33 protein-coding genes and 1 pseudogene are annotated in these 25530 nt (G+C 58.4%); 21 read left to right on the forward strand and 13 right to left on the reverse strand.

The window, feature by feature from the left end:
• Positions 1–137: 137 nt before the first annotated feature.
• The 8 genes from NW808_RS04730 (at position 138) to NW808_RS04765 (ending at position 4426) form a co-directional block, all read left to right on the forward strand.
• Complete coding sequence (locus NW808_RS04730; RefSeq protein WP_414420460.1) at positions 138–731, forward strand: thioredoxin family protein; 594 nt, start codon at positions 138–140, stop codon at positions 729–731.
• Positions 732–962: 231 nt separating this feature from the next.
• Positions 963–1388, forward strand: coding sequence for a hypothetical protein (locus NW808_RS04735; protein ID WP_414420461.1), 426 nt, complete (start codon positions 963–965; stop codon positions 1386–1388).
• A 158-nt stretch (positions 1389–1546) separates the two neighbouring features.
• Complete coding sequence (locus tag NW808_RS04740) at positions 1547–1795, forward strand: hypothetical protein (RefSeq protein WP_414410342.1); 249 nt, start codon at positions 1547–1549, stop codon at positions 1793–1795.
• A gap of 6 nt (positions 1796–1801) precedes the next feature.
• Entirely contained in the window at positions 1802–2431 is a 630-nt protein-coding gene (locus NW808_RS04745; protein ID WP_414410341.1) for a hypothetical protein, read from the forward strand.
• Positions 2400–2546 carry a hypothetical protein gene (locus tag NW808_RS04750; protein ID WP_414410340.1) on the forward strand — a complete coding sequence of 49 codons (147 nt, stop codon included), beginning with the start codon at positions 2400–2402 and terminating at the stop codon, positions 2544–2546. Before NW808_RS04745 ends, NW808_RS04750 begins: the two co-directional genes overlap by 32 nt.
• Positions 2530–3693 (forward strand): PAS domain-containing protein, encoded by a 1164-nt coding sequence (locus tag NW808_RS04755; protein ID WP_414420462.1) that lies wholly within the window; start codon positions 2530–2532, stop codon positions 3691–3693. Before NW808_RS04750 ends, NW808_RS04755 begins: the two co-directional genes overlap by 17 nt.
• Before the next feature lie 86 nt (positions 3694–3779).
• The gene (locus NW808_RS04760) at positions 3780–3992 is read left to right on the forward strand and encodes a hypothetical protein (protein ID WP_414420544.1); all 213 of its coding nucleotides are present in this window, start codon (positions 3780–3782) and stop codon (positions 3990–3992) included.
• Positions 3896–4426 carry a sensor histidine kinase gene (locus tag NW808_RS04765; RefSeq protein WP_414420463.1) on the forward strand — a complete coding sequence of 177 codons (531 nt, stop codon included), beginning with the start codon at positions 3896–3898 and terminating at the stop codon, positions 4424–4426. The genes NW808_RS04760 and NW808_RS04765 overlap by 97 nt, the downstream gene beginning before the upstream one ends.
• Here NW808_RS04765 and rlmN read toward each other — a convergent pair.
• The gene (rlmN, locus tag NW808_RS04770) at positions 4423–5505 is read right to left on the reverse strand and encodes a 23S rRNA (adenine(2503)-C(2))-methyltransferase RlmN (protein ID WP_414420464.1); all 1083 of its coding nucleotides are present in this window, start codon (positions 5503–5505) and stop codon (positions 4423–4425) included. The two genes, NW808_RS04765 and rlmN, sit on opposite strands and share 4 nt — an antisense overlap.
• 136 nt (positions 5506–5641) lie before the next feature.
• On the opposite strand from rlmN, the gene NW808_RS04775 reads away from it, so the two are divergent.
• Positions 5642–6238 (forward strand): chromophore lyase CpcT/CpeT, encoded by a 597-nt coding sequence (locus tag NW808_RS04775; RefSeq protein WP_414394291.1) that lies wholly within the window; start codon positions 5642–5644, stop codon positions 6236–6238.
• On the opposite strand, the gene NW808_RS04780 is transcribed toward NW808_RS04775, so the two are convergent.
• The 5 genes from NW808_RS04780 to NW808_RS04800 all read right to left on the reverse strand — a co-directional run bounded on the left by NW808_RS04780 (position 6235) and on the right by NW808_RS04800 (position 8712).
• A complete protein-coding gene (locus NW808_RS04780) occupies positions 6235–6765 on the reverse strand; it encodes a hypothetical protein (protein WP_414394289.1) in 531 nt (176 codons plus the stop codon). The two genes, NW808_RS04775 and NW808_RS04780, sit on opposite strands and share 4 nt — an antisense overlap.
• 128 nt (positions 6766–6893) lie before the next feature.
• Positions 6894–7652, reverse strand: coding sequence for a hydroxyacylglutathione hydrolase (gene gloB / locus NW808_RS04785; protein WP_414411272.1), 759 nt, complete (start codon positions 7650–7652; stop codon positions 6894–6896).
• Positions 7653–7658: 6 nt separating this feature from the next.
• The gene (locus NW808_RS04790) at positions 7659–7922 is read right to left on the reverse strand and encodes a DUF3143 domain-containing protein (protein ID WP_414410334.1); all 264 of its coding nucleotides are present in this window, start codon (positions 7920–7922) and stop codon (positions 7659–7661) included.
• An 88-nt stretch (positions 7923–8010) separates the two neighbouring features.
• Positions 8011–8427: a J domain-containing protein gene (locus NW808_RS04795; protein WP_414394284.1), complete on the reverse strand. Its 417-nt coding sequence runs from the start codon at positions 8425–8427 to the stop codon at positions 8011–8013.
• A gap of 102 nt (positions 8428–8529) precedes the next feature.
• On the reverse strand, positions 8530–8712 hold the full coding sequence (locus NW808_RS04800; RefSeq protein WP_414394282.1) for a 50S ribosomal protein L32: 183 nt from the start codon (positions 8710–8712) through the stop codon (positions 8530–8532).
• A gap of 310 nt (positions 8713–9022) precedes the next feature.
• On the opposite strand from NW808_RS04800, the gene NW808_RS04805 reads away from it, so the two are divergent.
• From NW808_RS04805 to NW808_RS04835, 7 genes are all read left to right on the forward strand, one after another.
• The gene (locus NW808_RS04805) at positions 9023–10087 is read left to right on the forward strand and encodes a CsgG/HfaB family protein (RefSeq protein WP_414410333.1); all 1065 of its coding nucleotides are present in this window, start codon (positions 9023–9025) and stop codon (positions 10085–10087) included.
• A gap of 167 nt (positions 10088–10254) precedes the next feature.
• Positions 10255–10914, forward strand: a complete 660-nt coding sequence (locus NW808_RS04810; protein WP_414404808.1) for an SDR family oxidoreductase — start codon at positions 10255–10257, stop codon at positions 10912–10914.
• Positions 10915–11048: 134 nt separating this feature from the next.
• Entirely contained in the window at positions 11049–13571 is a 2523-nt protein-coding gene (locus NW808_RS04815) for a dynamin family protein (RefSeq protein ID WP_414420465.1), read from the forward strand.
• A gap of 215 nt (positions 13572–13786) precedes the next feature.
• Positions 13787–13927: a KGK domain-containing protein gene (locus NW808_RS04820; RefSeq protein WP_414420466.1), complete on the forward strand. Its 141-nt coding sequence runs from the start codon at positions 13787–13789 to the stop codon at positions 13925–13927.
• Between the two features lie 142 nt (positions 13928–14069).
• Positions 14070–14330 (forward strand): KGK domain-containing protein, encoded by a 261-nt coding sequence (locus NW808_RS04825; protein WP_414420545.1) that lies wholly within the window; start codon positions 14070–14072, stop codon positions 14328–14330.
• A 41-nt stretch (positions 14331–14371) separates the two neighbouring features.
• Positions 14372–14719: a KGK domain-containing protein gene (locus NW808_RS04830; RefSeq protein WP_414420546.1), complete on the forward strand. Its 348-nt coding sequence runs from the start codon at positions 14372–14374 to the stop codon at positions 14717–14719.
• Positions 14720–14731: 12 nt separating this feature from the next.
• Positions 14732–14986 (forward strand): HNH endonuclease, encoded by a 255-nt coding sequence (locus NW808_RS04835; protein ID WP_414404811.1) that lies wholly within the window; start codon positions 14732–14734, stop codon positions 14984–14986.
• 1 nt (position 14987) lies between these two features.
• Here the strand turns inward: NW808_RS04835 and NW808_RS04840 are convergent, their stop codons facing one another.
• Positions 14988–15986 (reverse strand): YgfZ/GcvT domain-containing protein, encoded by a 999-nt coding sequence (locus tag NW808_RS04840; protein WP_414420467.1) that lies wholly within the window; start codon positions 15984–15986, stop codon positions 14988–14990.
• An 81-nt stretch (positions 15987–16067) separates the two neighbouring features.
• Here NW808_RS04840 and NW808_RS04845 point away from each other — a divergent pair, with 81 nt between their 5' ends.
• Together NW808_RS04845 and NW808_RS04850 are read left to right on the forward strand one after the other, a co-directional pair.
• Positions 16068–17633: a hypothetical protein gene (locus tag NW808_RS04845; protein ID WP_414420468.1), complete on the forward strand. Its 1566-nt coding sequence runs from the start codon at positions 16068–16070 to the stop codon at positions 17631–17633.
• A gap of 30 nt (positions 17634–17663) precedes the next feature.
• Positions 17664–17858, forward strand: coding sequence for a hypothetical protein (locus NW808_RS04850; protein WP_414394261.1), 195 nt, complete (start codon positions 17664–17666; stop codon positions 17856–17858).
• On the opposite strand, the gene NW808_RS04855 is transcribed toward NW808_RS04850, so the two are convergent.
• From NW808_RS04855 to glmU, 6 genes and pseudogenes are all read right to left on the reverse strand, one after another.
• Positions 17855–18811 (reverse strand): AEC family transporter, encoded by a 957-nt coding sequence (locus NW808_RS04855; RefSeq protein ID WP_414420469.1) that lies wholly within the window; start codon positions 18809–18811, stop codon positions 17855–17857. The two genes, NW808_RS04850 and NW808_RS04855, sit on opposite strands and share 4 nt — an antisense overlap.
• Positions 18812–18816: 5 nt before the next feature.
• Positions 18817–20067, reverse strand: a complete 1251-nt coding sequence (locus NW808_RS04860) for a 4-hydroxy-3-methylbut-2-enyl diphosphate reductase (RefSeq protein ID WP_414420470.1) — start codon at positions 20065–20067, stop codon at positions 18817–18819.
• Positions 20068–20156: 89 nt separating this feature from the next.
• Positions 20157–20432 (reverse strand): lipopolysaccharide assembly protein LapA domain-containing protein, encoded by a 276-nt coding sequence (locus NW808_RS04865; RefSeq protein ID WP_414394255.1) that lies wholly within the window; start codon positions 20430–20432, stop codon positions 20157–20159.
• 22 nt (positions 20433–20454) lie between these two features.
• Positions 20455–20931 carry a pentapeptide repeat-containing protein gene (locus NW808_RS04870; RefSeq protein WP_414394253.1) on the reverse strand — a complete coding sequence of 159 codons (477 nt, stop codon included), beginning with the start codon at positions 20929–20931 and terminating at the stop codon, positions 20455–20457.
• A gap of 94 nt (positions 20932–21025) precedes the next feature.
• Positions 21026–21523, reverse strand: coding sequence for a PPC domain-containing DNA-binding protein (locus NW808_RS04875; RefSeq protein ID WP_414404953.1), 498 nt, complete (start codon positions 21521–21523; stop codon positions 21026–21028).
• Positions 21506–22855: pseudogene (gene glmU, locus NW808_RS04880) on the reverse strand (bifunctional UDP-N-acetylglucosamine diphosphorylase/glucosamine-1-phosphate N-acetyltransferase GlmU); the annotation flags it as partial. The gene NW808_RS04875 and the pseudogene glmU, both read right to left, overlap by 18 nt.
• Before the next feature lie 124 nt (positions 22856–22979).
• Between glmU and NW808_RS04885 the strand changes: the two are divergent.
• The 3 genes from NW808_RS04885 to NW808_RS04895 all read left to right on the forward strand — a co-directional run bounded on the left by NW808_RS04885 (position 22980) and on the right by NW808_RS04895 (position 25521).
• Entirely contained in the window at positions 22980–23411 is a 432-nt protein-coding gene (locus NW808_RS04885; protein ID WP_414420471.1) for an SHOCT domain-containing protein, read from the forward strand.
• 479 nt (positions 23412–23890) lie between these two features.
• Complete coding sequence (locus NW808_RS04890; protein ID WP_414404817.1) at positions 23891–24346, forward strand: ubiquinol-cytochrome c reductase iron-sulfur subunit; 456 nt, start codon at positions 23891–23893, stop codon at positions 24344–24346.
• Positions 24347–24399: 53 nt separating this feature from the next.
• The gene (locus tag NW808_RS04895) at positions 24400–25521 is read left to right on the forward strand and encodes a glycosyltransferase family 4 protein (protein WP_414420472.1); all 1122 of its coding nucleotides are present in this window, start codon (positions 24400–24402) and stop codon (positions 25519–25521) included.
• The last annotated feature ends 9 nt before the right edge of the window (positions 25522–25530 follow it).

Genomic DNA, 25530 nt, shown 5'->3' on the forward strand with positions numbered 1-25530 from the left:
AAATGTTGCGAACTCTATCCAATTGTAAAGGCCGTTCCCTGCCTGTTTGGGATCTGTCGGCAGGATCCCGTGCTTACAGCTCCTGGGGAGCGGGATGAGCCATGATGATTAAGGAAACTTTACGCTGGAGGTTTGTTATGGCTCGTACCCCCTCAACGATGCTGCCTTTGGGCACCCCCGCCCCTGACTTCAGCCTGCCGGATGTGGTAACTGGACAAACCATTTCCCTTTCTACCTTTGCCGACAAGCCCGCTTTGCTGGTGATGTTTATCTGCCAGCACTGCCCCTACGTGAAGCACGTGCAAGAGGAGCTGGCTCGCATTGGCAGAGATTACAAGGACCGCGGCGTCGGCATTGTAGCCATCAGCGCCAACGACGTGGAGAAATACCCCGAGGACAGCCCGGAGAACTTGAAGAAGATGGCCGAGACCTTGGGCTTTACCTTCCCCTTCTGCTACGACGAAAGCCAAGAGGTGGCCAAAGCCTTTTCAGCCGCTTGCACTCCCGACTTTTTCCTGTTCGATGCCGATCGCAAGCTGGTGTACCGCGGCCAACTGGACGACAGCCGCCCCAGCCTGCCGGATGTGCCAGTGACTGGCAAAGACTTGCGGGCAGCGCTGGATAACCTGCTGGCGGGCAAGCCCATCGATCCCAACCAAAAGCCCAGCCTTGGCTGCAACATCAAGTGGAAGCCTGGCAACGAGCCCGACTACTTCAAGCAAGCCTCTTGAAAGTCCTGGGGCGGATCCCGAACTTCCCCTAGACCCCCATCTTCGCCCTAGAGCAGGCCAATAGGCCCTCAAGCAACCTCCCCTCCCGCAAGGGGGGTTGTTTTGATTTTCACTTTTTTTTACCTTTGTCTCCGCCAGATCGCGTACGAAAAACGTAGAAATTGCTTACGTGATATCCCGGAATAGGGGATAAGATAGGACCGCAGTCATTAGAGATACGTAGAAAGCAGCATGCAAGCTACTCTCGACTTAACCGTGGATTACCGGACTTACCGCTTGGCAAGGATCCTGAGCGAAAACCTTTCCCTGGGGGAACTGCGGGAGGTCTCTCCAAAATGGCAGGACACAGCCCCTGCTGCAGATAGGACTCAAGCCCCGCTGGAGCAGGTTGAGCAGCGCCACCTCGCTCCTCAAAGTAGGACTCAAGCGGAGGCAGCCGTGAATGCCCCTGCCGATCCGGCGTCCAGCATTCGAGAGGTGGTTGAACAAGTGTTTCAGAGTGGCTTCCTCAGCCGGGAACAGGAGAGCCTCATCAACAAACTACTTTTGCGGGGACGTTACACGGAGGGTGAGCTAGAGATTCTGGATCAGTTGATTGAAAAGTTGCTCAGCCACGAGGTCGAAGCAGAGCAGCTAACGCTTACCCGGTCGGCTTAGCCGCTCAAAATCCAGCCTTGGTAGCAGCTAGTACAGAAGTAAGCTACACCTGTGAAGTGCTATAGTTCTTCTGGCCTTTCTATAGAGTCCTGTTCTGTCGGGTGCTTACTAGCGCCGGAGGACTCGTTGGGGAGGTTCTCCCATCAGGTAGAGCACTGATGCAATCTTCTCCCTTGCCGCTCCGCTCCATCCCTTTGCGGGTAGCGCTGCTAGCACCCTTAGTGCTGGCAGTGGTAGGAGGGGCAGGCGGAGTATCCTACTTCTCCTGGCGGGCTGGGCAGCGGATGGCGCTGCAGTTGGCTAGGCACTTGAAGAGTGAGGTTAACGACCGAGCCGAGGATCACCTACACAGATATCTGCAGGCCCCCCTTCAGGTAAATGCCCTCAATAAGGAGGTGCTGCGCTGAGGACTTTTGCCCAATCTGGCCGCCCCGCGGCTAGAAGTGCTGGAAGCCTATTTTGCCCGCCAGTTGCAGCAGTTTCCCAAGCTGAGCGACATCGGCTTTGTCTCAGTTCATGGGGGGTTTGTAACCGCCCGCCGCCACGCCGATGGCTCCATCTGGACCTACCACACGCCGGGCCTGAAGCCGGGGTCCGTCCAAGGCCGCCAACGGGGTCCAGAAAGCGGGGATCCCACTGGCTTGACGCGGCAACTAAGCTCTTTAGATTTGCAGCAGTTGTCTTGGTTTCCCGAAATCCTGCAACAGGCAGAGGCCCGCCGTACCTGGCTGGTGAGCAACTTTTTTGTCGAGTCTTCCCACCAAAAACCGGAGCGGCTAATCCTGACGGCGCTGCCCTTGGCGAACGCGAAGGGCCAAGTTTGCGGCAGCCTGGTGGCTTCCCTCCCGGTTCATCACCTGCAGGCTTTTCTACGAGGATCTGCAGGCCGGCTTGGAGTATCCAGGGGCGATCTTGTTGCTGGATGGGGAGGGCCAGGTGGTGGCCAGCACGGAGAAGCTATCTCCTCAACCGCTGCTGCTGGCTGTGCAAGAGCAGGTGGGATCCTGGGAGATGGCGGCCTCACAAGGGCTGCTGCGTCTTGAGGTGGACGGGATCCCCCACTGGGTGCAGGTAAAGGCCATTCAGGAGGAAGGGGGGCTAAATTTCTATTTCCCTACACGGGATCCCGGAGAGCACCCTGTTGGCCCCCGTCTATAGCAGCACGCAGCAGGCGGCTCTGTGGGGAGGGGGGCTGCTACTGGGCTTTCTGGGAGTTGGGATCCTCCTGGACAAAGCCCTCTCTCGCCCGCTGCGCCGCCTTACCCAAATAGCCGAGCAATTTGTGCACAGTGGGATCCCAGCCTTGGCCTCTATGGATCCCGGCCCCATCCAAGAGGTGCAGACCCTGGCCAAAGCTTGGCAGCAGGCGGTCGCTAACCAACAGGCTTTGTTGGATCGCCTCTGGCAACAGCAGCAGCAGTACTGCGCTGTGGTGGAGCAGCAGACGGAGCTGATCTGCCGCTTTCGGCCCGATACTTCCATAACCTATGCCAACCCGGCCTACCTGCGCTTCTTTGGCCGCTCAGCAGAAGAAACGATAGGCAGGCGCTGGAGGGATTCTCTGCCGCCAGAAGAACGGGAGGCGGTACTGCAGGCGCTGGCCGTCCTCACGCCTGAGCACCCCTTCCACCGCAGCGAGCGGGAGTACCCCGGCGAAGACGGACAATCCCGCTGGGTAAGCTGGGTAGATCGGTGCATTTTCGACAGCCAAGGCCAACTGGTGGAGATCCTGTTGGTGAGGCGGGAGATCATCGAGCAAAAGCGGGCCCAACAGCAGCTAGAAGCCCTTAACCGCGAGCGAGAAGCCCAGGTGGCGCTGTGCACCGCCCAGTTGGAGCAGGCTTTGCGCTTTGAGGCAGTGCTGCGCTCCCTCAGCGGCCAGATGGTGGCCAGCCTCAAAGAGGGAGAGATCTTGGAAGAGGTGGTCAAGAGCCTAGCCGAGGCTCTCAACCTGACTGGCTGTCATATTTTCTTGACCAGCGCCGATGGATCCTCTTGTGGATCCGGGCTTGCTCTTTTCCAGAGAAGGCGGATCCCGCCTCCCTTAACGACCCTGAGCTTGGGCACCTGCTGCACTCCCACGCCTTGCCCTGGGAAGTTCACTGGTGTTGTCAAAGAGGCGGGCGCTGGGTACACCTCTTGGCTTGCTCCCTTCGAAACCACCAAGAGCGGCTGGGGCTCTTGCTGTTGGAGCGGCAGCAGGAGTTTTCCGAAGCCGAGAGACAACTGGCCTATCAGGTGGTCAACCTGTGCGCCCTGGCCCTGCGCCAGGCCCGTCTGTACGAGACGACCCAGGCCCAGGTGAAGGAATTGGAGCGGCTCAACCTGCTCAAGGATGATTTCTTGAGTACCGTCTCCCACGAGCTACGCACCCCCATGGCCAATGTGCCCATGGCCCTGCAAATGTTGCCAATAGCCCGCGATGACCCTAAGAAACAGCAGCACTATTTTGCCATCGCTCTCAAAGAATGCAACCGACAAATTGATCTCATAACGACCTGCTGGACATGCAGCGGCTCTCAGCCGAGAAGTATCTGCTCCAGCCGGAAGAGATCTTCCTGCCGCACTATTTGCGGGATCTGGTGGCGGCAGCCCAGCCTCTAGCCCAGGGCAAAAAGCAGAACTTGCAACTGCGCCTAGAAGAGGGGATCCCCCCCTTAAGGCAGATCCCAAGGCTCTGGGCTGCGTCTTGCGAAGCTGCTGCACAGCGCCGTCAAGTAACCGCCCCTGAGGGATCCATCCGCCTGCAGGTAACTCCAGAAGGAGAAGGGGTCCTCTTTGTCTGTAGCAACAGCAGCGAGATCCCAGAGGCGGAGCTGCCCCGCATCTTTGAAAAGTTCTATCGGATCCCGAAGGCGGATCGCTGGGAGCACGGCGGCACCGAGCTGGGGTTGGCTTTGGTCAAGCAACTGGTAGAGCACATGGGGGGGCAAATCTCCGTCAGCAGCGCAGAGGGATGGACCCATTTCCGCGTCTGGCTACCTTCTGCCCCGCCGGCAGCAACTGCAAAAAGCCTTGAACCTGCGGGCGCCGCCTAGGAACGGCCAAAGGCCGGCTCAGGGGCAGGCAAGCTGGAAGCGCGCAAGAAGGATCCCCGCAGCTGACCGCAAGCAGCGTTGCCATCTAGGCCACGGGTCTGGCGCACGCTGGCCTGGACGTGGTGTTCCTCCAGCAGGCGGACGAACTCCGCCACCCGCGCTGGGTGAGGGCGCTGATAGTTGGCCTCGGCGATGGGGTTGTACGGGATCAGGTTGACGTGTAGGCGTGCCCCCGACTGGCTGGCCTGGCGCAGCAGGTGGGCCAATTGACGGGCATGGATGGGCAGGTCGTTGACCCCGGCTATAAGCGTATACTCAAAGCTAACCCGCCGCCCCGTGCTCAGCATGTAGTCGCGGCAGTCCTGGATCAAAGCCTCCAGGGGATAGTGGGCTGCGGAAGGGATCAACTGCTGCCGCAGCTCCTGGTTGGGGGCATGCAGGCTGACGGCCAAGGTAATCTGCAGCTTTTGCTGGGCCAGCCAGGGGATCTGCCGAGGCACGCCCACCGTCGAGAGGGTGATGTGCCGCTGGCCAATGCCAATATCCTGATTGAGGCTGCGGATGGCCTGCACCACGGTGTCGCGGTTGAGCAGGGGCTCCCCCATGCCCATGAAAACCACGTGGCTGACGCGGCGGCCAAAGTCTTCCTGCACCGTTAACACCTGATCCAGGATTTCGTGCAGCTTGAGGTTGCGCCGGTAGCCCATCTTGCCGGTGGCGCAGAAGTCGCAGGCCATGGGGCAGCCCACCTGGGAGGAGACGCAGACGGTCAGCCGTTTGGCGGTCGGGATCCCCACCGTCTCGATCAACTCCCCATCCGCTAGCTGCAGCAGCAACTTAACTGTGCCGTCGCGGGTCTCCGTCCGCTGCACCACCTGGGAGCGCCCCACTGGGTAATCCCCCAGCGCCTCGCGCCAGGCCTTGGGGAAAACCGTCACCTCCTGTAGGGAGCGGATCCCTTTTTGGTAGAGCCAAGTGTGCAGCTGTTGCCCGCGGTAGGCCGGCTGCCCCTGGGCAACTGCCCAGTCTTTCAAGGCAGCTAGGGATTGCCCAAGCAAGGGAAGCGGTGGGGCGGACATAGGCCAGTGGGCAACAGATCCCAAAAGTTGGGTTCTTCCACTCTAGCTTGAAGCCCCAAAGGCTTGCTTTGGCAGCCAGGGCCAGGGTCTTGGATAATGAGTTTGCCCTTGCACGACTAGGACTTTGGCTTGCGCTATGTCGGTTTCGCCGCAACTGGCACAACTAGCTACGTGGATGGCCGGCCACTTCAACAATCAGCAGCAGGCCATGGCTGAGCCGGTCTGGTTTGCCAACATTCACGTCTACCAGTGCCCTCTGCCGTGGTCGGTGTTTCAGGGGATAGGGTTTTACGTGGAGCAACTGTATGACATCTACCCCGACCAGCCCTACCGCCAGCGGGTCATCCACCTTTTCGAGACGCCGGAGGGGATCCGCATCCAAAACTACGCCTTGGGATCCCCTGAGCTCTACAAATGTGCTGGCCGAGATCCGGGAAAACTGGCCAACCTGACGGCGGCAGAGCTGGAACTCTTGCCCGGCTGTGTGATTCAGGTGGAATGGACGGGATCCTGCTACCGGGGCCGCAGCGTGCCCGGCAAAGGCTGTATTGTCGAGCGCAAAGGCAGAACCACCTACCTGTACAGCGAGTTCGAGATTGGAGCCGACTACTTCCACAGCCTGGATCAGGGCCGTGACCCCGAAACGGATCAAGTGGTCTGGGGATCCCTTTCGGGCCCCTTTCGGTTTGTTAAAAAACAGGATTTTTCCTGCTACTTGCCCCGCTGGAGCTAGCTAGGTGCCGTCCAAATCCAGAAGGCGATGATCCCATCCCAAAGCAGTAGCAGCAGGGCAAAGCCGCCCAACAGGGCGTACATCCAAGGCTGGACATAGGGGCGCAGCCCGTCGATTTCCAGTCCCGTATGGCGCTGCACCAGCGCTACCAGTTCCCGGAAGCGGCTCACCCGCATGGGCAAAAGGACGCGATCCCCACTGCGGCTGACCAGGTAGTACACCAGACCTCCTTGGCTAGTGGAGCGGGGTTCAAGGTGCTCGACCTCTGCCCAGCGGATCTGCCACTCCTGCCGCACAAAGGGCGGCACCCAGGCGGGGTAGGTGGCCCGCATGCCCACCGCGTCCACCTGGATCTGTTGGCTCAGGGATCCCAGGAGTAGCCCCCAGCCCAGCAGCAGGGCTGCCAGCAGAGCTCCCTGCGCTAGAGGCGTGCCTTGGCGGGCCAGCAGAAGAGGTAGGGGCAAGACTAGTGCCCAGTACAGGGCTTGCACCGAGAAGCGGATCAAAGGCGAAATGGGGAAGGTCATAGACACTCCCAGCCTAGGGCGTGACGTCTCCCCTCTTATTGAGGGGCATTCCTCTTACAGAAAGGTGGATGGCACTGGCCAGTTAGAACAAGACCCGAGCCCAACTCGGCCCCGTTTTCCGGCACGCCCTAGAACTGGTCCTTCATGCCTCGCAGCCGAGCAAAAACCTGCACCGGATCCTGAACTCCGGTGGCCGCTTGCAAAGCCGGCTGATCCCAGCGCAGGAAGGGGTTGGTGCGGCGCTCTTCGCCGATGGTGCTGGGCACAGTTGGGGATCCCGCTTGGCGCAGGGCCGCCACCTGCTGATAGCGCGCCTGCAGGTCAGGGTTGTCCCCGTCCACCGTCAGGGCAAATCTGAGATTGTTCAAGGTGTATTCGTGGGCACACCACACCCGCGTGGCTTCCGGCAGCTGCCGCAGCTGATCCAGGGATCCCACCATCTGCTCTGGAGTGCCCTCAAAGAGTCGCCCGCATCCCCCCGCAAACAGGGTATCGCCACAGAAGAGATCCCCGCTCTCAGGGAAGTAGTAGGCGACATGTCCCCGGGTATGACCGGGCACAAACAGCACCGTCGCCTGCCGGCCCGCAAACTCCACTGTCTCTCCTGCCCTGAGCTCCACCGTCTGGCCAGGGATCCGTCCCCGATCCGCCTGGCTGCCGTAGACAGCCGCACGAGGATAGCGCTCCAAGAGCTGTCGGTTCCCCCCCACATGGTCGTGGTGATGGTGGGTGTTGAAGATAGCTACCAACTCCGCCCCCAGCTCAGCCAGTTTATCCAGCACCGGCTCGGCCACTGCCGGATCCACCACCGCCGCCGTTGCCGTTTCGGGATCGTAGAGGAGGTAGATGTAATTGTCGCGCAGGGCAGGCAGTTGCAGAATGCGCATGGCCACTTACTCCTCGAAAATGGCCCGTTCTACATCCTTGCGGCTGAGGGAGTAGGGGAAAGACAAAGTCTTGGTGTTGCCGTTGGGGTAGGTGTAGCGCACCCAAATGCTAGTTTCTTCCAAGCGCAGGCAAGCTTTCCAGCCAGGTCGTTCGCAAAACCACTGCTCCACATCCTCGGGATCGCGGGTACAACCCTGTTCCTCCAGCCACTGTTCGATCGAGGGGAGCGAGTGATTGTACAGAGGTGTGGTTTCAGGCGGCAAAGGCATGGCGAGATGGCAAAAGCTACCCCCGCTACTCTATTCAAGCACTTTAGATGCCCAGCATTCCCTGGCCTCCCGCGGCTGGGCAGCTCAGTTAGCCCACTCTCCCCTCCCGCAGCCAAGCCAAAACGCCTGCCAATACTAGGCAGAGCACAAAAGTAGCAGCCATCAGCAGCAGGGCACAGAGCTCACCAGCAGAAAGCGGTCGGGTTTCCATGGGCAGCTCAAGGGCCTCTGCCTCCCGCGAGCCTCTTTGCTCGAGCGATCCCGCCTTGGCCCTCATTGCCTGGAGGCTTGCGTCGTAGATAGCCCGCTTGGCAGGGTTGCTGAGAACAAGGTAGGCTTCCTGCAACTCTTGGAAGCAGCGAAGCGCCACCTCCGGCGCCAGAGGAGAGGTGTCAGGGTGGTAGCGCTTGCTCAACTGCCGGTAGGCCCGCCGAATTGCTTCAGGAGAGGCTCCTGGGGACAGGCCCAGCCGCTGGTAGTAGGTCAGAGAGCTCAACGAGCGCATGCAAGTTGCTGGGCAAGACTAGGGGCAACAGAATGGCTCCTAGGAGAGCTTGACCTTAATGTAAACCACTCTTTGAGCTATGGGGATCCCCCCTGCCAGCCTCTATTCTTCTCCCTCCTCCTCTTCAGACTTGGCTTTGGGGTAGTAGAAACTGGTGTTGCGACCGCTGAGAATGGCGCGCCCAATGGTCATCGCTCGCTGGGCGTGGATCTTGGCTTTGGCTAGCCAAACAGCATACCGCCTGCGACTGCGGGCCTTGGAGGTTTTCTTCTTAGGAACAGGCATAGCTTGTACAAAAACACAGCTTTACTAGGCTACCACTGGGTTTGCACCCTCGATCCCAATCTGAACCCGGCTCAATGAAGCGGGTCAAGCTTTTTCCGCCAACTCCCCAAGGGCGAGCACCTCCGCCCAATCTTAGCTGTTGAGATCTGTCAACTCTTCTACGCAAACCTTCTCAATCCCTTTTGCCAACAGCCTTGAATCGGTATTCTGAAAACAGGCGGCCAGGCGACGTCGGCCACTGCCCGGAGACGCCTTTGGGTGCAAGCTGAGAATCAACTGCGGCCACTCTCCTCTAGGAGATCGATCAACCATGCACAGCCTCTTTTCCATCTTGCTGTTTGGGATCCCTCTGGTCAGCTTAGGTTGGACAGGGATCCCAGCGGCCGCCCAATCTGCTAACCCCTCTCTCTGCCAGCAATTTCCTCAAGATATTCGCTGCAATTTCTCTGCTCCCAGCCAGGTTGGGCAAGCGTCGCAGCCCACCGCTCGCCCTCGCGTTGCGGTTTTGGATTTTGATTTCAGCAGCCTCAGCAATTCCTACAGCTCTCTCTATAGCCTGGGTGAGGCTGCCCGTGGGGTGAGCGATCTGCTGGTGGATCGGCTGGTGAGAGATGGCACTTTTTCCGTCATCGAGCGCTCGCGGCTAGATGCAGTCTTGGCCGAGCAGAACCTGGGTCGATCTGGGCTACTGGACGCCAACACTGCTGCTCAGGTGGGCCGCATCCTAGGAGTCGATGCCGTGATCCTCGGCAGTGTAACCCAGTTTGATGTAGCAGTGCGTCGTTCTGGAGGGGGGGCACCGGTTCTAACCCCTTTTGGCAACTTTCCGCTAGCAGTGGGGGTTGAGTCGGTGGACGTCGATGCCAACGTGCAGCTCAACGCCCGCCTGGTGAGCACCAGCACTGCCGAGATCTTAGCCGTGGTTGAGGGCAAAGGCAACGCTAGCCAGTCGGATAGCACGGTTGCAGTGGCCGGCTTTGGCGGCGGATCTGCTACCAGCAATGAAGAGAAGCTGCTGGTTTTAGCAAGCCAACAGGCGGTGGAGCAAATTGCCCAGCAGCTGGCCGGCTTTGCCGAACGCTTAGCGGCCCAGCCCCGCTCTTTGCCAACGGTTGATGCCCTAGTGGCCGATGTCTACGGCAACCAGGTGATTTTGAACAAGGGCAGCCGCGACGGCTACCGCGTGGGATTGATCCTTTCTGTGGAGCGGGTTGTCCGCGAGGTTAAGGATCCGGCCACAGGAGCAGTCTTGCGTAAATTGACCGAGCCAGCCGGGCAGATTCAACTGACAGAGGTGGACACAAGCTCCAGCGTTGGCCGCATCCTCAGCGGCTCGGGCTTTAGGGTTGGGGATGTAGCCAAGCCCCTGCGGTGAAACTGCAAAACAAGTTGCCTTCAAAGTTTTCAGCACTTTTTCATGCCAGGCCTGAGGCTTAACTGCTTCTGTCATCCCGGTCTAGGCAAATTTTGAGAAGATAGTTAGCAAGGCTAGCCCAGAAGTTGGGCAGCTACGGGCAATCAGAGCAGCTTGGCAGGGAAAGGATGAAAGCTTTTGTTGCAGGGGCTACGGGAGAAACGGGGCGGCGTATTGTCAAAGAGCTAGTGGATCGCGGCATCCCGGTACGGGCGTTGGTGCGCAGCCGCGAGTTGGCCGCTCAGGTTCTGCCCCCCAAAGCGGAAGTGGTGGTGGGAGACGTGCTGGATCCGACCACGCTGGAGGCTGGTATGGAGGGATGCACGGTGGTGCTCTGTGCTACGGGAGCCAGGCCCAGTTGGGATCCCTTGCAGCCCTACCGAGTGGACTATGTGGGCACCAAAAACTTAGTGGATGTAGCCAAAGCCAAAGGGATCCAGCACTTTGTTTTAATTTCCTCCCTGTGTGTTTCTCGGCTGTTCCACCCCCTCAATTTGTTTTGGCTAATTTTGGTGTGGAAAAAGCAAGCCGAAGAGTACTTGCAAAAAAGCGGCCTCACCTACACCATCATTCGGCCAGGGGGCCTGAAGAACCAAGACAACGAGGATGGCATTGTCCTCTCTCCACCAGACACTCTATTTGAGGGCAGCATTCCTCGCACCAAAGTAGCCCAAGTGGCTGTTGAAAGCTTATTTCAGCCAGCGGCGAAGGACCGCATCTTTGAGATCATCGCTAAGCCCGGTGTTCCCAGGCGGGAGTGGAGTGAGCTTTTTGCCGTAGCAGGCTAGGTCCCGCACTGCAAGAACGCCTCCGTCAGCCGTCGAGCGTGGGGTGAGTGTCTCACCGGAAAAAAGTAGCGTGAAAGCCTTCACCTCAAGGCCTAGCGGGTTATAATCTTCCCAGCTTTTCGGAGGTTCCCGCTATGACCATGCAGCTCCCACCCCAGTGTGAGAACTTAAGAGAACAAGTTGAAGCCATTCTCAACCTCTGGCAGCAGGATCCCACGCTTTCAAGTAAGCAAGACACAAAGCGGGTTCAGGCTTCACTGAGCAAAGCAATTTCTCCAACCTTTGAGATTGTGTTTGCTGGTGCCTTCAGTGCTGGCAAATCGATGTTAATCAATGCCTTACTGGAAAGGGAGCTTCTCTACAGCGCTGAAGGACACGCCACAGGAACCGAGTGCTACATCTCCTATGCAGAACCTGATGCCGAAAGAGTAGTGCTGACCTTCCTCAGCGAGCAGCAGGTGCAGGAACAAATGGCTGCTTTTTGCGGTCGCCTAGGCTTAGCGCTCCCTAGTGGCAACGGCTTAGAGGAGGCTACACTCAGTCGCCTCAAGGAGCAAGCTGAGGCCATTGTTCAACGAGAAGGCGGCAAGAGCAAGTCAGAGCGGGCAAAGCAGGCAGATGCGCTGCGCTTGTTGATTGAAGGTTTTCAGCAAAACCGTGTCAGGATCTACCCAACTGAAAACGGAGTATTCTCTATGGAGCAGCTTAACTTAGGCAACCTAAAAGAAGCTGCAAGTTTTGCCCGTCGAGGTGCCAACAGTGCGGTTTTGCGGAAGATCGAGTACTACTGTCATCATCCTCTACTAAAGGACGGAAATGTTATCGTCGATACTCCTGGTATTGATGCACCAGTTAGAGCAGACGCTGAACGTACATATCAAAAAATTGCTCACCCAGATACTTCCGCAGTTGTCTGTGTCCTCAAATGCGCCTCAACTGGCGAGCTAACTAAGGAGGAAACAGAACTTATTGAGCTCATCCAGAGTAATAGCAGCATTCGAGACCGAGTTTTTTATGTGTTTAACCGCATTGATGAAACCTGGTACAACCCGCAGCTAAGGCAGCGACTAGAAACAACCATTGATCAGCAATTCCGTGGAGCTCGTATATTCAAGACAAGCGCCTTGCTTGGCTTCTACTGCTCACAGATCAAGGGAACTGGCCGAGGGAACAGATTTGGCTTAGACACGATCTTCTCAGAAAGTATAAGGGAACTGGGCAGTAAGGAACAGACTCCTCAGTTTGTCATGGAGTTTGTCAAGTACTGTAGCTCGGGAAGACTGATTGGCACTCCCTTTCGCCCTCTAGTGCATGGCTACGAAACGCCTATAGATAACTATGTCCGAATCCTCAGCGAGTGGGGCATGCCTTTGGTTGATTACATGATCGAGGATAGCGGCATAGAAGAGTTTCGTAGTGGGATTACTCGTTATCTAACAGAAGAAAAGCGTCCGCAGTTGTTTCTAGACCTTGCTAATGACTTGCGGCCCCTTTGTGTTGAGCTTAGAAAGTCTTATCTTGATCTCTACAGGGAATTAGACAGTCAGCCTAGGGAAGTCAGTGGCATGATTGAGTATGAGCTAACGCTTATCAACCAGCAGCTAAACAAGATAGGAAAAGACTTTTATGACCACATTGAAACTATGGTTAACGAAATTATTAACGGCATGGATAAAGACTTTGAATCTGATTTTCGCAAGTTGCAAGCCAAGATGGTGCGTAGGCTGGATGAACTTCTAGACACCTTCTCCGTGGATGGCACCTATAGCCAAGCTGTTCGTATTCATCAGCGTAACTCCACAGCCCCATTTCTAGCTGTCTTGGTTGAGGCCTTCTACTATCTCTCGAACCACCTAGAGGATATACTAGTTGAATCCGCCATTACAGTTGTGGAGAACTCTTTCCGCCGGCTTATCGATCGAGTGCGTAGCTCAGATTACTACAAGCAGCTACTCCGTCTGCTCGGGTCTGATGGGGAAATAGAGAAGAAGCTCCTAGAGGTTAAGGACAAAGTTTGCACCTCCCTGGTCAGCGGTGCTCGAAAAGAGTGTGACCGGTACTTGAGAGAGAGTCCTCGCTTCTATGATGAGGGTACTTTCTCGATTTACCAGTTTCGCGAAGTTTTGAAGCAAACTGCCCAATCCTACGACATTTCTGCTATTCGAGACGCTGAGCCTGGGATCCGGCAGTTACTCAAGCTTGACTTTGAGCCAAAAGTTGGCCAGACAATACGCTCTAACTTCCGTCAGGAAACCAACAACACTCTCAAGACTCAGCTGTTGCCGGTTGCTAGGCAGATAGCTGATGAGATTTTGCAAAAGTACCCTGAGGCGAAGCAGTTTATGGAGGCAACTTTGAGAAAAGAGGCCGAAGAAAAAATTGCCCTTAACCAGCAGCGTCTGCAAGAATTGGAGGCAAACATAGACAAATACAACCGAGCTGCCTCTGGGATTAACCTCTGCATGCAAGCTTTGGGCCTCAATCGTGAGATGCTGCCCTTGATTCTTCTCCCTGATTCCTCTGCCACTGTAGAGTCGACTGAGATTTCGGAAAGCTCAAGCGAGAGAAACACAGATCAAGTGTCTGCTCCTGCAAGCACTGCATCTTCAGCGGAGAGCTTTGCAGAGTTAGATGGTATCCTTGACGATCTAACTTGATGACCTGAGATAGAGAGGCCTGTTTTTGGATCCCCAGCTAGAAGTGTGGGATTTAGGGTGATGCCTCTAGGTCAGTACCCAAAAGGGATTGTCTCCAGGCGAGAAACTTTTAGAGTTGCTAGCTTGGTGAGAGCGGCCCAAGAAGACCTGCCCAAGAAAGAAGAGCTAAGCTGGAAGAAGCTGACTGGTTTGGTGAAGGGATTAATTGTCATCTCTTGCTGCCAGGCAGTAAAGGTTGGCAAGCCGGTAGAGTAAGGCTGCGGCTAGCTGTGGAGGTAGACTTTGAGCCGGATGATGGAGGCTCAGAGAGCCAGGGTGGATCCCCTCTGGATAACCTGCGGGAAAGTGAGGGGTAGCCCAGACTAGCAAGACGCAGGAGAGGTTAGGCAAGTGTTAAGTAATGATCAGCCTCAGGAGCGCTTTGTTGAGCTAGATACTTCCCAAAATACTGTCATCGACATAGGAGGACGACTGATCTACTCGCAGGAGTTTGCTTGAATATGCTCGGACGTTGTTCGCAGTAGCTTCATACCCAGCTTATATAACAAACTTAGCGACAGAGAAATCTCAGTTCCACAGGTTAACTTGAGCGAAATAATTAACGATGAAGGAACTCGTGCCATACTTTTGCGCTCCGGCTCACCGTGGACCCCTGGCAGAGTTAGGCTAAGGCTGGTGGTTGAGTTTGAGTCGGAACAGCCAGAATTGGGAACTGGTGGATCCCCTTTGGATGACATTCGGGGAGATGTAGGTTCCTAAAATGGACTAGGTGGAGTGGAGTTTCTACCATGGCTGAGCCAATGCTTCTCAAATCTACCGATACGCAAACTGTGGTTCAAGTCGGTGAGCAAGTTTACCTCCCGAGTGCTCTACATGAAGCAATTGTATCCTTTCTTGTCATCAACAGAGATTCAATAAATAAGCACCTTGATTCTAAGAAGATTAGTACCGATATAATGAGCTTAATAAGTGGAACTAACTCTCGAATAATACGACCTGGTCGAGCATGGATTTCTGGACAAGTTTCGATCAAAATTTGCCTAGAGTTTGTTCCTGGAGATCAAACTTCGGCTTCCGAAACCTTAGATCATGATCGCCTTCCCATTGACGCCGCCACCTCTCCACTAGACGACTTGCGAGCTACTTAGATTTGACCCGCTATGAGGGAAACGAAAAGGAACCAGCGCATCCTCATCCCGCCAGCTGTGCGGGAGTACGTCTTCCAAAGGGATGGCTTCCGTTGTCGCAGTTGCGGCAAGTCGCCTCCAGAGGTGCAGCTCCAAGTTGATCACATCATTCCCCTTGCTCAAGGCGGCAGCAACGACATCAGCAACTTGCAAACGCTGTGTAAACTCTGTAATCAGCGCAAAAAGGACAGGTGGGATCCCCGCTTTCGCCGCCATTTCGATCTCTAGCTCAAACAACGGGAGGAAAGCTTAAAAAGGGCGGGCGGGTGAGGAGGCCGGTTGTTGAACCAACCTCCACCTCCCATCCTTCGGCGGGCGCGAATTTGGTGCGCACATAGCCCAAGCCCCAGTAGCCTTGGGAGGTGGAGCCAGCGCTGGTTAGCACACCGATCTTTTCCCCTTGGCGCACAATCTCGGCACCAGGCTGGGCCTCGCCCTGGAGGCGGATCCCCCAGAGGGTTTGGCGAATGCGCCTATAGGTTACCTGCTTGGCCAAGACTTCCTGGCCAATGTAGCACCCCTTGGAGAGGGAAACGGCGTGCCATAGGCCGGCTTCCAGAGGGTTGTAGTCGGGGGTCAGCTCGTGGTCAGCAGCAGGGCGACCGGCCTCCAGGCGCAGGGCTTCCCAAAGTTCGGCTGAGGCCAGCTCCGCTCCAGCTTGCTGCAGGCAGCTAGCAAGGGCGGCTTTGTGTTCGCTGGCCCCCCAGAGGGTAAATCCCGGCTGGGCAAGGCCGCTGCCACAAGCCAAATGGACAGGGATCCCTTGAATCTCCACCTGGCGGTGCTCGTATAGCTTTGTCGGGATCCCTTCTGAGGTCACCACCTTCTCGAGGAGGCGCTGGCTCTGCGGGCCAATTAACCCAAAGGCAAAAGTCTGGTCGGTTGCATCAGCTATTTGGGCCCCGCGCACGAAGGGCAACAGGCGTCCCAAGCTCTGCAGTAAGAGGCGACGTCGCTGCGGCGAAGTCCAAATCCAGCAGGCCTCCTCTTCCACGTAGACCGTCGCCAGGTCTATGATCCCTGCTGTGGGGGTAACAAACACGGTATCTGCCCCCTGGCTAGGTTTAAGAGCCTTGAGATCCTGAGTGCTCTGGCTGTGCAAGTAATCCAGGGCGGAGGATCCCTGTATCCGCAAGCGGCCCCACCCAGAGCGATCCAAAAGCAGGGATCCCGCCTGGGCGGCTCCAAGCAGGGACGAGGGCGTGGGAACCTCAGAAACACCCGACATCGCTCACCCCAGAGGTGTCGTTTGGTTTTCTTCCCCACCTTAGAATAGGCTAGTTCACCTGAGCGTCTGTGGCGGATCCCTGTGATCGAGGTTGAAGTCCACCAACAGTTGCGCCAGCTCTTGCGGCAGCTTCCCGATGCCGGGTGGCCCCATCAGTTGACGATGGCCCGCATGGTGGCCCGGGGATTGCGGCTGGGGCGCAGCACCTTGATCCAGGTGCCGAGCGGGGGTCAGCACCGCCTCAGCTATCTGCTGCCGGCTTTGATGTGGCCCCATGGTACCTTGCTGTGTGCCCCAGCGTCTGTGCAGGCGCAAATTCTGGGGGAGGAGATCCCCTGGCTGCAGCAGACTTTGCAGTTGCACAAACCGGTTTTGCAAAAGGATCGCTGGCCAGATGCCGACTTTCAAGGGCTGCTGTTGGTCGATCCCCTGGATTGGCTGCAGGCGCGCTTGAGGGGAGCAGAGATGCCAACCGGGATCCCGCTGATCTTGGATGGCGCCGAAGACCTGGAGGAGTGGGCCTACCAAGCGCTAACCCTAACCATCGAAGCCAACCACTGGCAGCAACTTCGGCAGATCTTTCCTGCTGAGGCTGAGCGAATCTCCCAGGCCCAGGTTCAGTTGGCTCTACAGCTTTTGCGACGGCCCCTTTCCCGCTGCTTAGTTCAGGCAGACGAACAGGTTCACCTGGAGGTAGCGCTGTCCCTGGTGGCCAGCTACCGCGGCTGGCTGCCGGATCCTTGGGATCAGCTCCGCCGGCGGCTTGGGGCCGAAGGGGATCCCGCTTCCCGCTGGGTCTGGTGGGCGGAAACCAATCGCGAGACCGGCCGCCTCACGCTTTACCACAGCCCGGTGGCTTTGCACGAATGGCTAGCGCCCATCTGGGCTACCCAACCCGTGGTAATTATCGGCGAGGCGCTGGATTTGGATCGGCAGGCAGAAAGCTATCGCTGGCGCTTAGGCTTACCGGATTTGACGCCCCTACGCTTTAGCTCAGGCGAAGAGTGGATCCGCTCCGGGGGGGAGCCCCTGCCCAGTTTGGCTCTCTATTTGCCGTGGCTGCCCTTGCCCAACAGTCCTCTGTTCCGGGAACACTTGCTGCAGGAGCTAAAGAGCCTGATTGCAAAGGCGCAGGGCTTTGTGGTGGTGCTGGTTTCGGATCAACCCCTCCAGGTGCAGGTCGGAGCTGCTTTGGCCGCTGAGTTTGGCTCGCGGGTACGGGTGAATAGCCCCTTTCGAGGAGAAAAGGGCATCTTGGTCTGCGACTGGTCCTACTGGCTGCAGCACAAGGCTAGCCTACCTTGCCCGGAGCTGCTGGCCATTGCCACCTTGCCGTTTCCCTCGATGGAAGATCCCAGGGTGGCCGCGCGAGTGCAGTATCTGCAGCGCAGTCGGCAGGACTGGTTTCGCCAATACCTTTTGCCGGTGGCAGCCAGTCAACTGCAGCGAGCCGTCGCTCCCTTGCGGCAGGGATCCGAAGTAGCTGAGGCCACTGGCTTGCCCCAACGCTGGGTGGCGATTCTGGATAGCCGCATCATTGCCCGCAGCTACGGCGTTGCCCTTCTCAATGCCTTGGGGCCAACTCTGCGCATCCAGCAGCCCAGCCAATTGTTTAACCAAAGCCAAGCCGAATCTGGGCTATCCTAGGATTAGCGCTAACCTTGTTTGGCGGGGATCATGACCAGTCCTGCTCTCAGCCCCAATCCAGCACCGCACCTGCAAGCAGTTTGGAAGTCGTTGCGGCAGGCCATCGTGGAAAGCTCAGGCTTCCAGGGATGGCTGGAGGGGCAGGAGTTGCCCAAGGAGGAGGCTGAGTTGGATCGCCTAGTGCATCGTTACCTGGAGCAGGCTTTGTCGCACTTGGCCTACTAGGATCCCCACAGCAGCAACCAGAACGGCAAAGTCAGCAAGGCTGCCACGTAGCCTACGGCTAGAGTTGTTGCCGTTAGCTCGCGATCCAAGTCGTATTCTTCCGCAAGCACCAGGGTGGCAACGGCAGGGGGCATACCCGTCTGCAAGACCAGCACCAGCTTGGCCAAAGGAGGATAGGGAGTCAAGGCTAACCCCAAGCCCACCAAAAGGGGAACGGCAACAAGTTTGATGAAGAGGGCCACGGCGGCGGGGCGAAGGGATCCCCAGTGCGGCACCTGGGCTAGCCGTATGCCCAAAAGGATTAAGCTCAGGGGAATCGTGCTCCAGGCAAAGGTAGTCAGCCCTTGGGTCAGCCATTCTGGCAGAGGGTGGCGAGCCATTGCCAGGCCGACAAAGAAAGACCAGAGAGTGGGACTGCTTAGGACGCGGAGCGTGGCTTGCCAGGGAGGGGTGAAGGAAGCGCTGTAGCGGCTGGCAACCCAGACTCCCAGACCGTAGGCAGTAAAGAGGGTGCCCAACAGGTCGTAAAACAAAGCCCAGCCAAAGTAGGCGCTCCCGCCCACTGCCAAGCAGATGGGGTAGCCCAAATAACCCGTATTTCCCAGGGTGGCTGTTAGGTAAAAGCTGCCTTGCCGGGCTCTGCTCCAAAGCCAGGGATCCCACTCTTTCTTCCCCTGCCAGGTGTGGTGCTGCCACTGCAGCCAGGCACTGGCCAGGGCATACCCTAGCCCTGTGGCCAGCCAGCAGACCAAAGGGGCCGCCCAGAGCTGGCCAGAGAGGTCCGCCGTCTGCATAAACCCAAGGGTGCCCAGGGGAACCCCCACCCAAAACATGAAGCGGCCCAGCGCTTGGGGATTTAGCCAATGGCGCCAGGGGAGCCCTTTCTGAAGGGCAAACCCCAGCAGCGTCCAGCCTAGCAGGGGGAGGTAGACCTGAAAAAGAGTGGTGAGCACGCCTTCTAGAAGCCAAGGGGAAGGGATCCCTGCGGAGGGGTCTGCGGCTGTTCGCGCAGGGCAAAGATGCGCAGGATCACCTCCTCCACAACGCGGTCGGGGGTAGAGGCACCGGAGGTAATACCAATCTGCACTGGCCCGTCGGGCAGCCACCCTTCTGTAACGATTGGGTCTTGGTGGAGGGGCTTGTGGCGGATGCGGTTGGGCGGTTGGATGCAGTCGGGGCCGTCAATGTGATAAGAGGGCAGCCCTTTCGAGAGGGCAATTTCCTGCAGGTGGGTCGTATTGGAGGAATTGAACCCGCCAATAACCACCACGACATCCAAAGGCCGCTCCAGCAGCTCAAACATGGCGTCCTGCCGCTCTTGGGTGGCGTTGCAGATGGTGTTGAAGCTCATGAAGTGCTTGTCCAGCTCCTGGGGGCCATACTTGCGCAGCATCGTGATCTCAAACAGCTTGGCTATGGCACGGGTTTCCTCCTCGAGCATCGTCGTCTGGTTGGCGATGCCAATCCGCTCCAGATCCCGATCCGGATCAAAGTTGGGGGAGGTAGCCTTGCCAAAGCGCCGCCGAAATTCTTCTGGGTCCCCGCCTTCTAAGATGTAGCGGGCAACCCATTCGGCTTCTTCTAGGTTCAGCACCACCAGATATTTTTCGGCAAAGGAGCTGGTGGCCACGGTCTCTTCGTGGTCGTACTTGCCGTGGATGATGGAGGTAAACTGGGCAGCCCGGTGCTTGTCCACCTGGTTCCAAACGCGAGACACCCAAGGACAGGTGGTATCGACAATCTCGTTGCCCTGGGAGCGGAAAAACTCCATTTCCGAGACACTTGCCCCAAAGGCGGGCCAAATGACCACATCTTCCGGCCGGATTTGGGAAAAGTCTTTCTTGCCGTCTGGGCCTTTCTCCACGAAGCGGATCCCCATCTCCTGCAAGTGCCGGTTGACCAGGGGGTTGTGGATGATCTCGTTGGTGATCCAGATTTGGCGATCGGGAAAGCGGTGCCGAGCTTCGTAGGCATACTCTAGCGCCCGCTCCACTCCCCAGCAAAAGCCAAACGCTTTGGCTAGATGGATGGTGATATCCCCCCGCTGATAGCGGTAAGACTGGGCGCGAATCTGCTCCACTAGGCGGCTTTTGTAAGTAGTCTGCAGCTCTCGTTGGGCCTGATCCTTGTACTCTTCGAATCCTTTAGCAAAGTAGGTGCTGGAGCTGCGCAGGGCTTTGCGCAGGGCGCGCGGATCTGAATGAGGCATGGCTGTCACCTCGGCTAGGCACTGCTGAGAACACTCTCTCAGCTTACGTCCTCTCTTGGAGGTGCGGGCCATTCCAGCAGCGGGACGCCCTAGGCAGGCGGCTGCTCCTGCGTTTCCAGTTGCTGCAGCCGTTCCTGCAACTGGCGGGCGACAAGGGAAAAACTGCGTTCAGGCCAGAGAAAAGAGCCCAGCCCCACGGTCAGCAGGCCTAGGCCAATGGCGGCGGCGATGAGCAATCCCAAGGGCAGCTCCACCGAGCGCCACAGCAGAAACTGCACTGTCCGCAAGGTCGGGTTTTGGCCAGCCAGGACTGCCACTCCCAAAGCCAGCAGCAGAGTCAAGAGCAGGTTAAATAGCAAAAACATAGGAAAGCCGCTTGCGCCGGTTCTATTCTGCCTTGTTTGCCGAGGGAGCAGACCAGGGCTGTACTGTGCCATCGGGTAGGATGGCTCCGCTCAGGTCAGCGCCAATCAGCACCGCTCCCCCCAACTTGGCTGCGCTCAGGTCAGATCCCTGCAGCTGGGCGCGGGTTAGCTTGGCCTCCCAGAGGTAGGCTCCATGGAGATTGGCCTCCCGCAGGTCGGCAAAGCTAAGGTCAGCGCCGATCAAGTTGGCTTCCCAGAGGTTGGCGCCGCGCAGGTTTGCCCCTATGAGGTTGGCGGAGCTGAGATCGGCTCCCCGCAAATCGGCTTCCTGCAAGTTAATTCCACTCAGCTTGCCAAAGGAGAGGTTGGCCCCTCTCAGGTTTGCCCCCTGCAGCATGGCGCGCACCAAGTCTACGCCCACCAGGTTGGATTCTTGAAAGTTGCGCTCGCCAGCAGCGTAGCTTGCCAGTAGCTCCTCGGCAGTACTCACTCGGGGCATAGGGAATACCCCCCTTCTCAGCTTGTGCCAGCAACCCTTAGGGCTAGTCGGGGTGGTCCTGACCTAAGGCTATGTTAGCCAATATACTCGCTGCTTAGGTGTCTTCCGCTGCCTGGAGCGGCTGCTTGGCCACCTTTTCGATATGCAGCTCCAAGTAGCCGGTGGCTGGATCCAGTTGGCGGGAGAAGCGGTACTCCAGGCTGTCGGCGAGGACAATTTCGGCGGTGGTGTAGATGAGGCAGCCAGGGCGCAGGTGCCCTCCCCAAGTTCGGCCCTGGGCATTGGCAACGGCAAGGTGAAGATGGACGCCGTCCGGGCAGAGGGATCCGCTCAGGGACAGGATCTCCAGGGGCTCGGCCAGCAGGCAATCCTCGGTTTGGTCGGCCAGGCGCAGGGTGGCTTGGCGGAGGCTGCCAACGGCGCTGAGAACAAAGCCTGCCTGCAGGGGTTGTTGGCGGGCAAAGCGCTCCAGCTCCTGCTTCAGGTCTTGTCCGGGCAAGAGGCGCAAGGGGTAGATGCGCAGGGATCCTGGGGGTAGAGGCTGGGGGCGGCTAGCAGCGGAGATCCCTGGTCGCCAGCCCGGCTTGACCACCGGGTAAGCGCGGGCGATCACCAGGCAGTCGTCGGGCACAGGGTAGCGGGCAGGGATGGTGGAACCGGCGGCGATGGTGACATCGGATCCTACCTTGAGGGGAGCCACCAGTACCGAGTTGGCCCCTGTCTTGCTGCGATCGCCGATTTCCGTGAAGTGCTTCTGCTGGCCGTCGTAGTTGGCAATAACCGTGCCGGCGCCGATGTTGACCTGGGATCCCAACTTGGCGTCGCCTAGATACGCCAGGTGGGCAGCATTGGTGTGGGATCCAATCTGGGTGTTTTTGACTTCCACAAAGTTGCCGATGCGGCAGCCGTCGCCAATGCAGCTGTTGGGGCGGATGTGGGCGTAGGGCCCTACCCAGACGTGGTTGCCGATCTGGCTGTGGCTGACCACCGAGTAGAGGATGTGGCAATCGGAGCCGATGGTGCTGGACTCAATCCAACTGCCCGGCCCCAGACGGGTGCGCGGCCCAATGCGGCACGGCCCTCGCAGATGGGTTTGGGGCTCGATCACTACATCGGGGGCCAATTCCACCGTCTCTTCCAGGCTGACGCTGTCGGGATCCACGAAAGTTACCCCCGCCTCCATCCAGGCCTCTTTGAGGCGCTCTTGAAGAATCTGGTGGGCCTGGGCCAACTGGCGGCGGTCGTTGATGCCGACGATTTCCCGCGGATCCTCAGCGTCCAGGGCGATGGCTTTCTCCAGCAGTTTAACTGCGTCGGTGAGATAGTACTCCTGCTGGGCGTTGTTCCGCCCTAAACTCGGCAGCACCCGTGCCAGGGCCGGCCAATGGAAACAGTAGACGCCACTGTTGACGCGGCGATTTTGCCGCTGGGCCGGGGTGCAGTCGCGCTCTTCCACCAGCTCCAGGATTCGCTGCTGGGCGTCGCAAAACACCCGCCCATAGCCATAGGGATCCGCCACCTGAGCCGAGAGCAACGTCACATCCGGCTGGACTTGGCGGTGGCGTTCTAGCAGGGCCTGCAGGGTTTCCACCCGCAACAGAGGCACATCCCCGTTGACCACCAGCAGATCCCCCTGAAAGTCGCCTAGAACAGGCAAAAGCTGCTGCACCGCATGTCCGGTGCCCAACTGCTGGGCCTGCTCTACAAACTCGACGGGATACTCTCGCAGAGTCTGTCGCACCTGCTCCTGTTGGTAGCCCACGATCACCAGACAGCGCTGGGGCTCCAGAGCCAGCACTGTGCGCAGCAGCCGCTCGATCAAAGACAAGGATCCCAGCTTGTGCAGCACCTTGGGCAATTGCGACCGCATGCGGGTGCCCTTGCCCGCTGCCAGGATCGCCACCGCTAGCTCCCGCTCCGCCATTTTTTGCTTTCCATCTGCCCCCATCAAGTATAGGCGGAAGGCGCTTGGAGCTTGGGTTCTCTCTCCCTCTGCCAAGGACTTGGAAACTGCGCTAGCCTGGTGGCAGGTGTAGGTAGGGCAGAGCATGGCCGAGGGCCGAGAGGCGCCCCCACCGCCACGCCAGCGGCTGGTTCGCGAGGCAGCCGGTTGGTTGGCAGTGCTGGGGGTGGTGATCCCGGGATTGCAGCGCTTCTACATGGGCCACAAGCGCTGGGGGTGGGTGTACTTGCTGGTGGGGCTGATGGTGTGGGCTCCCTCTCTTCCCCTGCAGATCCTCAGCTATGGGCTGCGAGCTCTCTGCTTGCTGGAGGGCCTGTGGTTGCTCACCATGACCAATGAGGACTTCGATTTCCGCTTCAACCGGGATCTCCTCGAGCTGGAATGGACCAGTGCGAAAAGTCGGGAAGTCCGGGATCCCGAGCAGCAGTTGGAGATCCAGTGGAAGCAGGGCCTGCTCACCCGCGCAGAATATGAGGAACGCCGCCAACACCTTCGGGGGCATCCCAAAGGCCACTAGAGGTTGACCAAGAAAACTGGGTACAAGCCCCGCCCTTTAGGGCGGCTTTTGCTAGACTGCAACAGTCGCTCCATCCATTCATAAGAAGAGTGCAGCGTGCAGTCAAACGTATCTGGGCTCCGGCCCAGTAGTTGGGGTTATGGCATCCCCCATAGGGCCGAGGTTCAAACCTCATGCTCTTTCGCCTACGGCGGCGCGGAGCGCTTTGTAGCTCAGCCGGCAGGATTCATCCTGCTGTCTGAGAAAGAATCCCTGTCCTTTAGGGCAGGGAGAATGTCAATTTCGCGCTTTGGTTAACGACCTCATGCCCTCTCCGAAGGCAGGACACAACCGCGGGCCGCGCACACGGCGATTTGCAGAGCCTGCAAAAGTGCGGTTTGCGCTGGCTGAGGCCATAATTGGAAGGTGGCCAATGTGCTGGCACCCCCTTGGGAAGGTTCCTGGCTGACGCTTCGCTTTGTCTTGAGGATCTAGTGGCCATGTACAGCAACCGTCGTGGTTTTCTGCGCTGGATAGCGCTTGGCTTGGGCGCGCTAGTGGGCCTGCTGCCTGCTTTGACGCGGCGCCGTTTCGACCGGGCCCTTGCGCAGGGCGCCCCTGCTAGTCCCAGGGCTGCCGAGCCAAAATTTGTAAAGGTTGCAACCCTTGCTGATCTGGTGAAAGGTCCCCTCAAGGTGAAAAACGCCTTCGGCAACAACACTGCCACGCTGTGGCTGGTCAAGGATCCCAAAAAAGCGGACTCGGTACTGGCTCTGGACGCAACCTGTCCCCACGCTGGCTGCGAGGTGGACTGGCGGGGCAAGAACTTCGTCTGCTCCTGCCATGGCTCAGCTTTTGCTGCTGATGGCAGCCGTATTCGCGGCCCAGCCGATGCCGACCTAACTGCCTACAAGGTTAAGGTCGAGAAAGAGGAAATCTTCGTGTCTAGAACCTGATCCCCCCCTCAGGGATTAGCCCAGCTCAGCAAGGGGTTGGGCCGGAAGGCTGCATGGGTCGTCTTTGCCGCTTCTTGTTTGTCTCCACCCCCGTTGGGCCTCTTGGGTCGGGGGCGGGCGGCGGGGTGGAGCTCAACCTTGTCAACTTGGCGCGTAGCCTACTTGAGAGAGGGGCCCAAGTGCGCGTGCTAGCGCCTGAGGGATCCCACAGTGCTGACTTGCCGGAGGGAGTTATCGAGACCGTCCCAGGCCTCCCCCCGCCCTATGCCCAGAGCCAGCGCCGCGACCAGCCGGTCTGTTTTTCCACCCCTTCTCTGGTGGCCAACCTGTGGCAGCGAGCTGCCCAACTGCAGGAGCAGTTTGAGCTTATCGTGAACTGGAGCTACGACTGGCTCTCGTTCTACCTGACCGATTTTTTCCGCACACCGGTGGCCCATATCCTCAGCATGGGATCCCTTAGCGATGCTGTGGATCAGGTCCTGGAGCACATTGCCCATCGCTACCCAGGTCGGCTGGCGGTGCACTCGCGAGCCCAAGCCCAGACTTTTGCCTTTGCCCGCGCCCAGATGTCGGCAGGCCGGGATCCCTTTGTCTATTTGCCCTGTGGCGTCGACCTCAGCCGCTACGAGTTTGTGCCCAAGGGGAACGGATCCCTGTGTTGGATTGGCCGCATTGCCCCGGAAAAGGGCCTGGAAGACTGCGCCGCCCTGGCGGAGAAGACGGGAAGGCCAGTGCTGATCCTGGGCCACCTGCAAGACCCGGCCTACTGGCAGCAGATTCGGGAACAGTACCCACGGGCTCAATTGGACTACCGGGGGTTTTTGCCCACCTCCCAGCTGCAGCGGCTCTTGGGCCAATGCTCGGCCTTGATCATGACCCCCAAGTGGGTGGAAGCCTTTGGCCTAGTGGCAGTGGAAGCTTTGGCGTGCGGTGTGCCCGTGATCACCTACCGTCGCGGCGGGCCGGCGGAAATTGTCAGCGATGGAGAAACTGGCTGGGTGGTAGAGCCGGACGATGTGGCGGCCTTAGCAAGGGCCGTAGAACACTTGGATTGCATCGACCGCAGCCACTGCCGACACCACGCAGAACAGCACTATTCCCTCCAGGGCATGACAGAGCGGTTTTTAGCCTGGAGCAAGCAAATTGGCCGGGATCCGATCCCGGCAGCCCGCTAGAGAAGAGAC

This window comes from Synechococcus sp. W70.1 (genome assembly GCF_047461515.1).
GTDB lineage: Bacteria > Cyanobacteriota > Cyanobacteriia > Thermostichales > Thermostichaceae > Thermostichus.

Coding starts and splice junctions, on each gene's coding strand:
- NW808_RS04760 (WP_414420544.1), top strand. CDS start 3,780: ATGGCCCTGCAAATGTTGCCAATAGCCCGCGATGACCCTAAGAAACAG.
- NW808_RS04890 (WP_414404817.1), top strand. CDS start 23,891: ATGTACAGCAACCGTCGTGGTTTTCTGCGCTGGATAGCGCTTGGCTTG.
- NW808_RS04790 (WP_414410334.1), bottom strand. CDS start 7,922: ATGCCTTTGCCGCCTGAAACCACACCTCTGTACAATCACTCGCTCCCC.
- NW808_RS04750 (WP_414410340.1), top strand. CDS start 2,400: ATGGCGGCCTCACAAGGGCTGCTGCGTCTTGAGGTGGACGGGATCCCC.
- NW808_RS04730 (WP_414420460.1), top strand. CDS start 138: ATGGCTCGTACCCCCTCAACGATGCTGCCTTTGGGCACCCCCGCCCCT.
- NW808_RS04840 (WP_414420467.1), bottom strand. CDS start 15,986: ATGTCGGGTGTTTCTGAGGTTCCCACGCCCTCGTCCCTGCTTGGAGCC.
- NW808_RS04740 (WP_414410342.1), top strand. CDS start 1,547: ATGCAATCTTCTCCCTTGCCGCTCCGCTCCATCCCTTTGCGGGTAGCG.
- rlmN (WP_414420464.1), bottom strand. CDS start 5,505: ATGTCCGCCCCACCGCTTCCCTTGCTTGGGCAATCCCTAGCTGCCTTG.
- NW808_RS04850 (WP_414394261.1), top strand. CDS start 17,664: ATGACCAGTCCTGCTCTCAGCCCCAATCCAGCACCGCACCTGCAAGCA.
- NW808_RS04865 (WP_414394255.1), bottom strand. CDS start 20,432: ATGTTTTTGCTATTTAACCTGCTCTTGACTCTGCTGCTGGCTTTGGGA.
- NW808_RS04830 (WP_414420546.1), top strand. CDS start 14,372: ATGCTTCTCAAATCTACCGATACGCAAACTGTGGTTCAAGTCGGTGAG.
- NW808_RS04815 (WP_414420465.1), top strand. CDS start 11,049: ATGACCATGCAGCTCCCACCCCAGTGTGAGAACTTAAGAGAACAAGTT.
- NW808_RS04805 (WP_414410333.1), top strand. CDS start 9,023: ATGCACAGCCTCTTTTCCATCTTGCTGTTTGGGATCCCTCTGGTCAGC.
- NW808_RS04780 (WP_414394289.1), bottom strand. CDS start 6,765: ATGACCTTCCCCATTTCGCCTTTGATCCGCTTCTCGGTGCAAGCCCTG.
- NW808_RS04765 (WP_414420463.1), top strand. CDS start 3,896: ATGCAGCGGCTCTCAGCCGAGAAGTATCTGCTCCAGCCGGAAGAGATC.
- NW808_RS04860 (WP_414420470.1), bottom strand. CDS start 20,067: ATGCCTCATTCAGATCCGCGCGCCCTGCGCAAAGCCCTGCGCAGCTCC.
- NW808_RS04895 (WP_414420472.1), top strand. CDS start 24,400: ATGGGTCGTCTTTGCCGCTTCTTGTTTGTCTCCACCCCCGTTGGGCCT.
- NW808_RS04735 (WP_414420461.1), top strand. CDS start 963: ATGCAAGCTACTCTCGACTTAACCGTGGATTACCGGACTTACCGCTTG.
- NW808_RS04775 (WP_414394291.1), top strand. CDS start 5,642: ATGTCGGTTTCGCCGCAACTGGCACAACTAGCTACGTGGATGGCCGGC.
- gloB (WP_414411272.1), bottom strand. CDS start 7,652: ATGCGCATTCTGCAACTGCCTGCCCTGCGCGACAATTACATCTACCTC.
- NW808_RS04810 (WP_414404808.1), top strand. CDS start 10,255: ATGAAAGCTTTTGTTGCAGGGGCTACGGGAGAAACGGGGCGGCGTATT.
- NW808_RS04870 (WP_414394253.1), bottom strand. CDS start 20,931: ATGCCCCGAGTGAGTACTGCCGAGGAGCTACTGGCAAGCTACGCTGCT.
- NW808_RS04800 (WP_414394282.1), bottom strand. CDS start 8,712: ATGCCTGTTCCTAAGAAGAAAACCTCCAAGGCCCGCAGTCGCAGGCGG.
- NW808_RS04835 (WP_414404811.1), top strand. CDS start 14,732: ATGAGGGAAACGAAAAGGAACCAGCGCATCCTCATCCCGCCAGCTGTG.
- NW808_RS04795 (WP_414394284.1), bottom strand. CDS start 8,427: ATGCGCTCGTTGAGCTCTCTGACCTACTACCAGCGGCTGGGCCTGTCC.
- NW808_RS04885 (WP_414420471.1), top strand. CDS start 22,980: ATGGCCGAGGGCCGAGAGGCGCCCCCACCGCCACGCCAGCGGCTGGTT.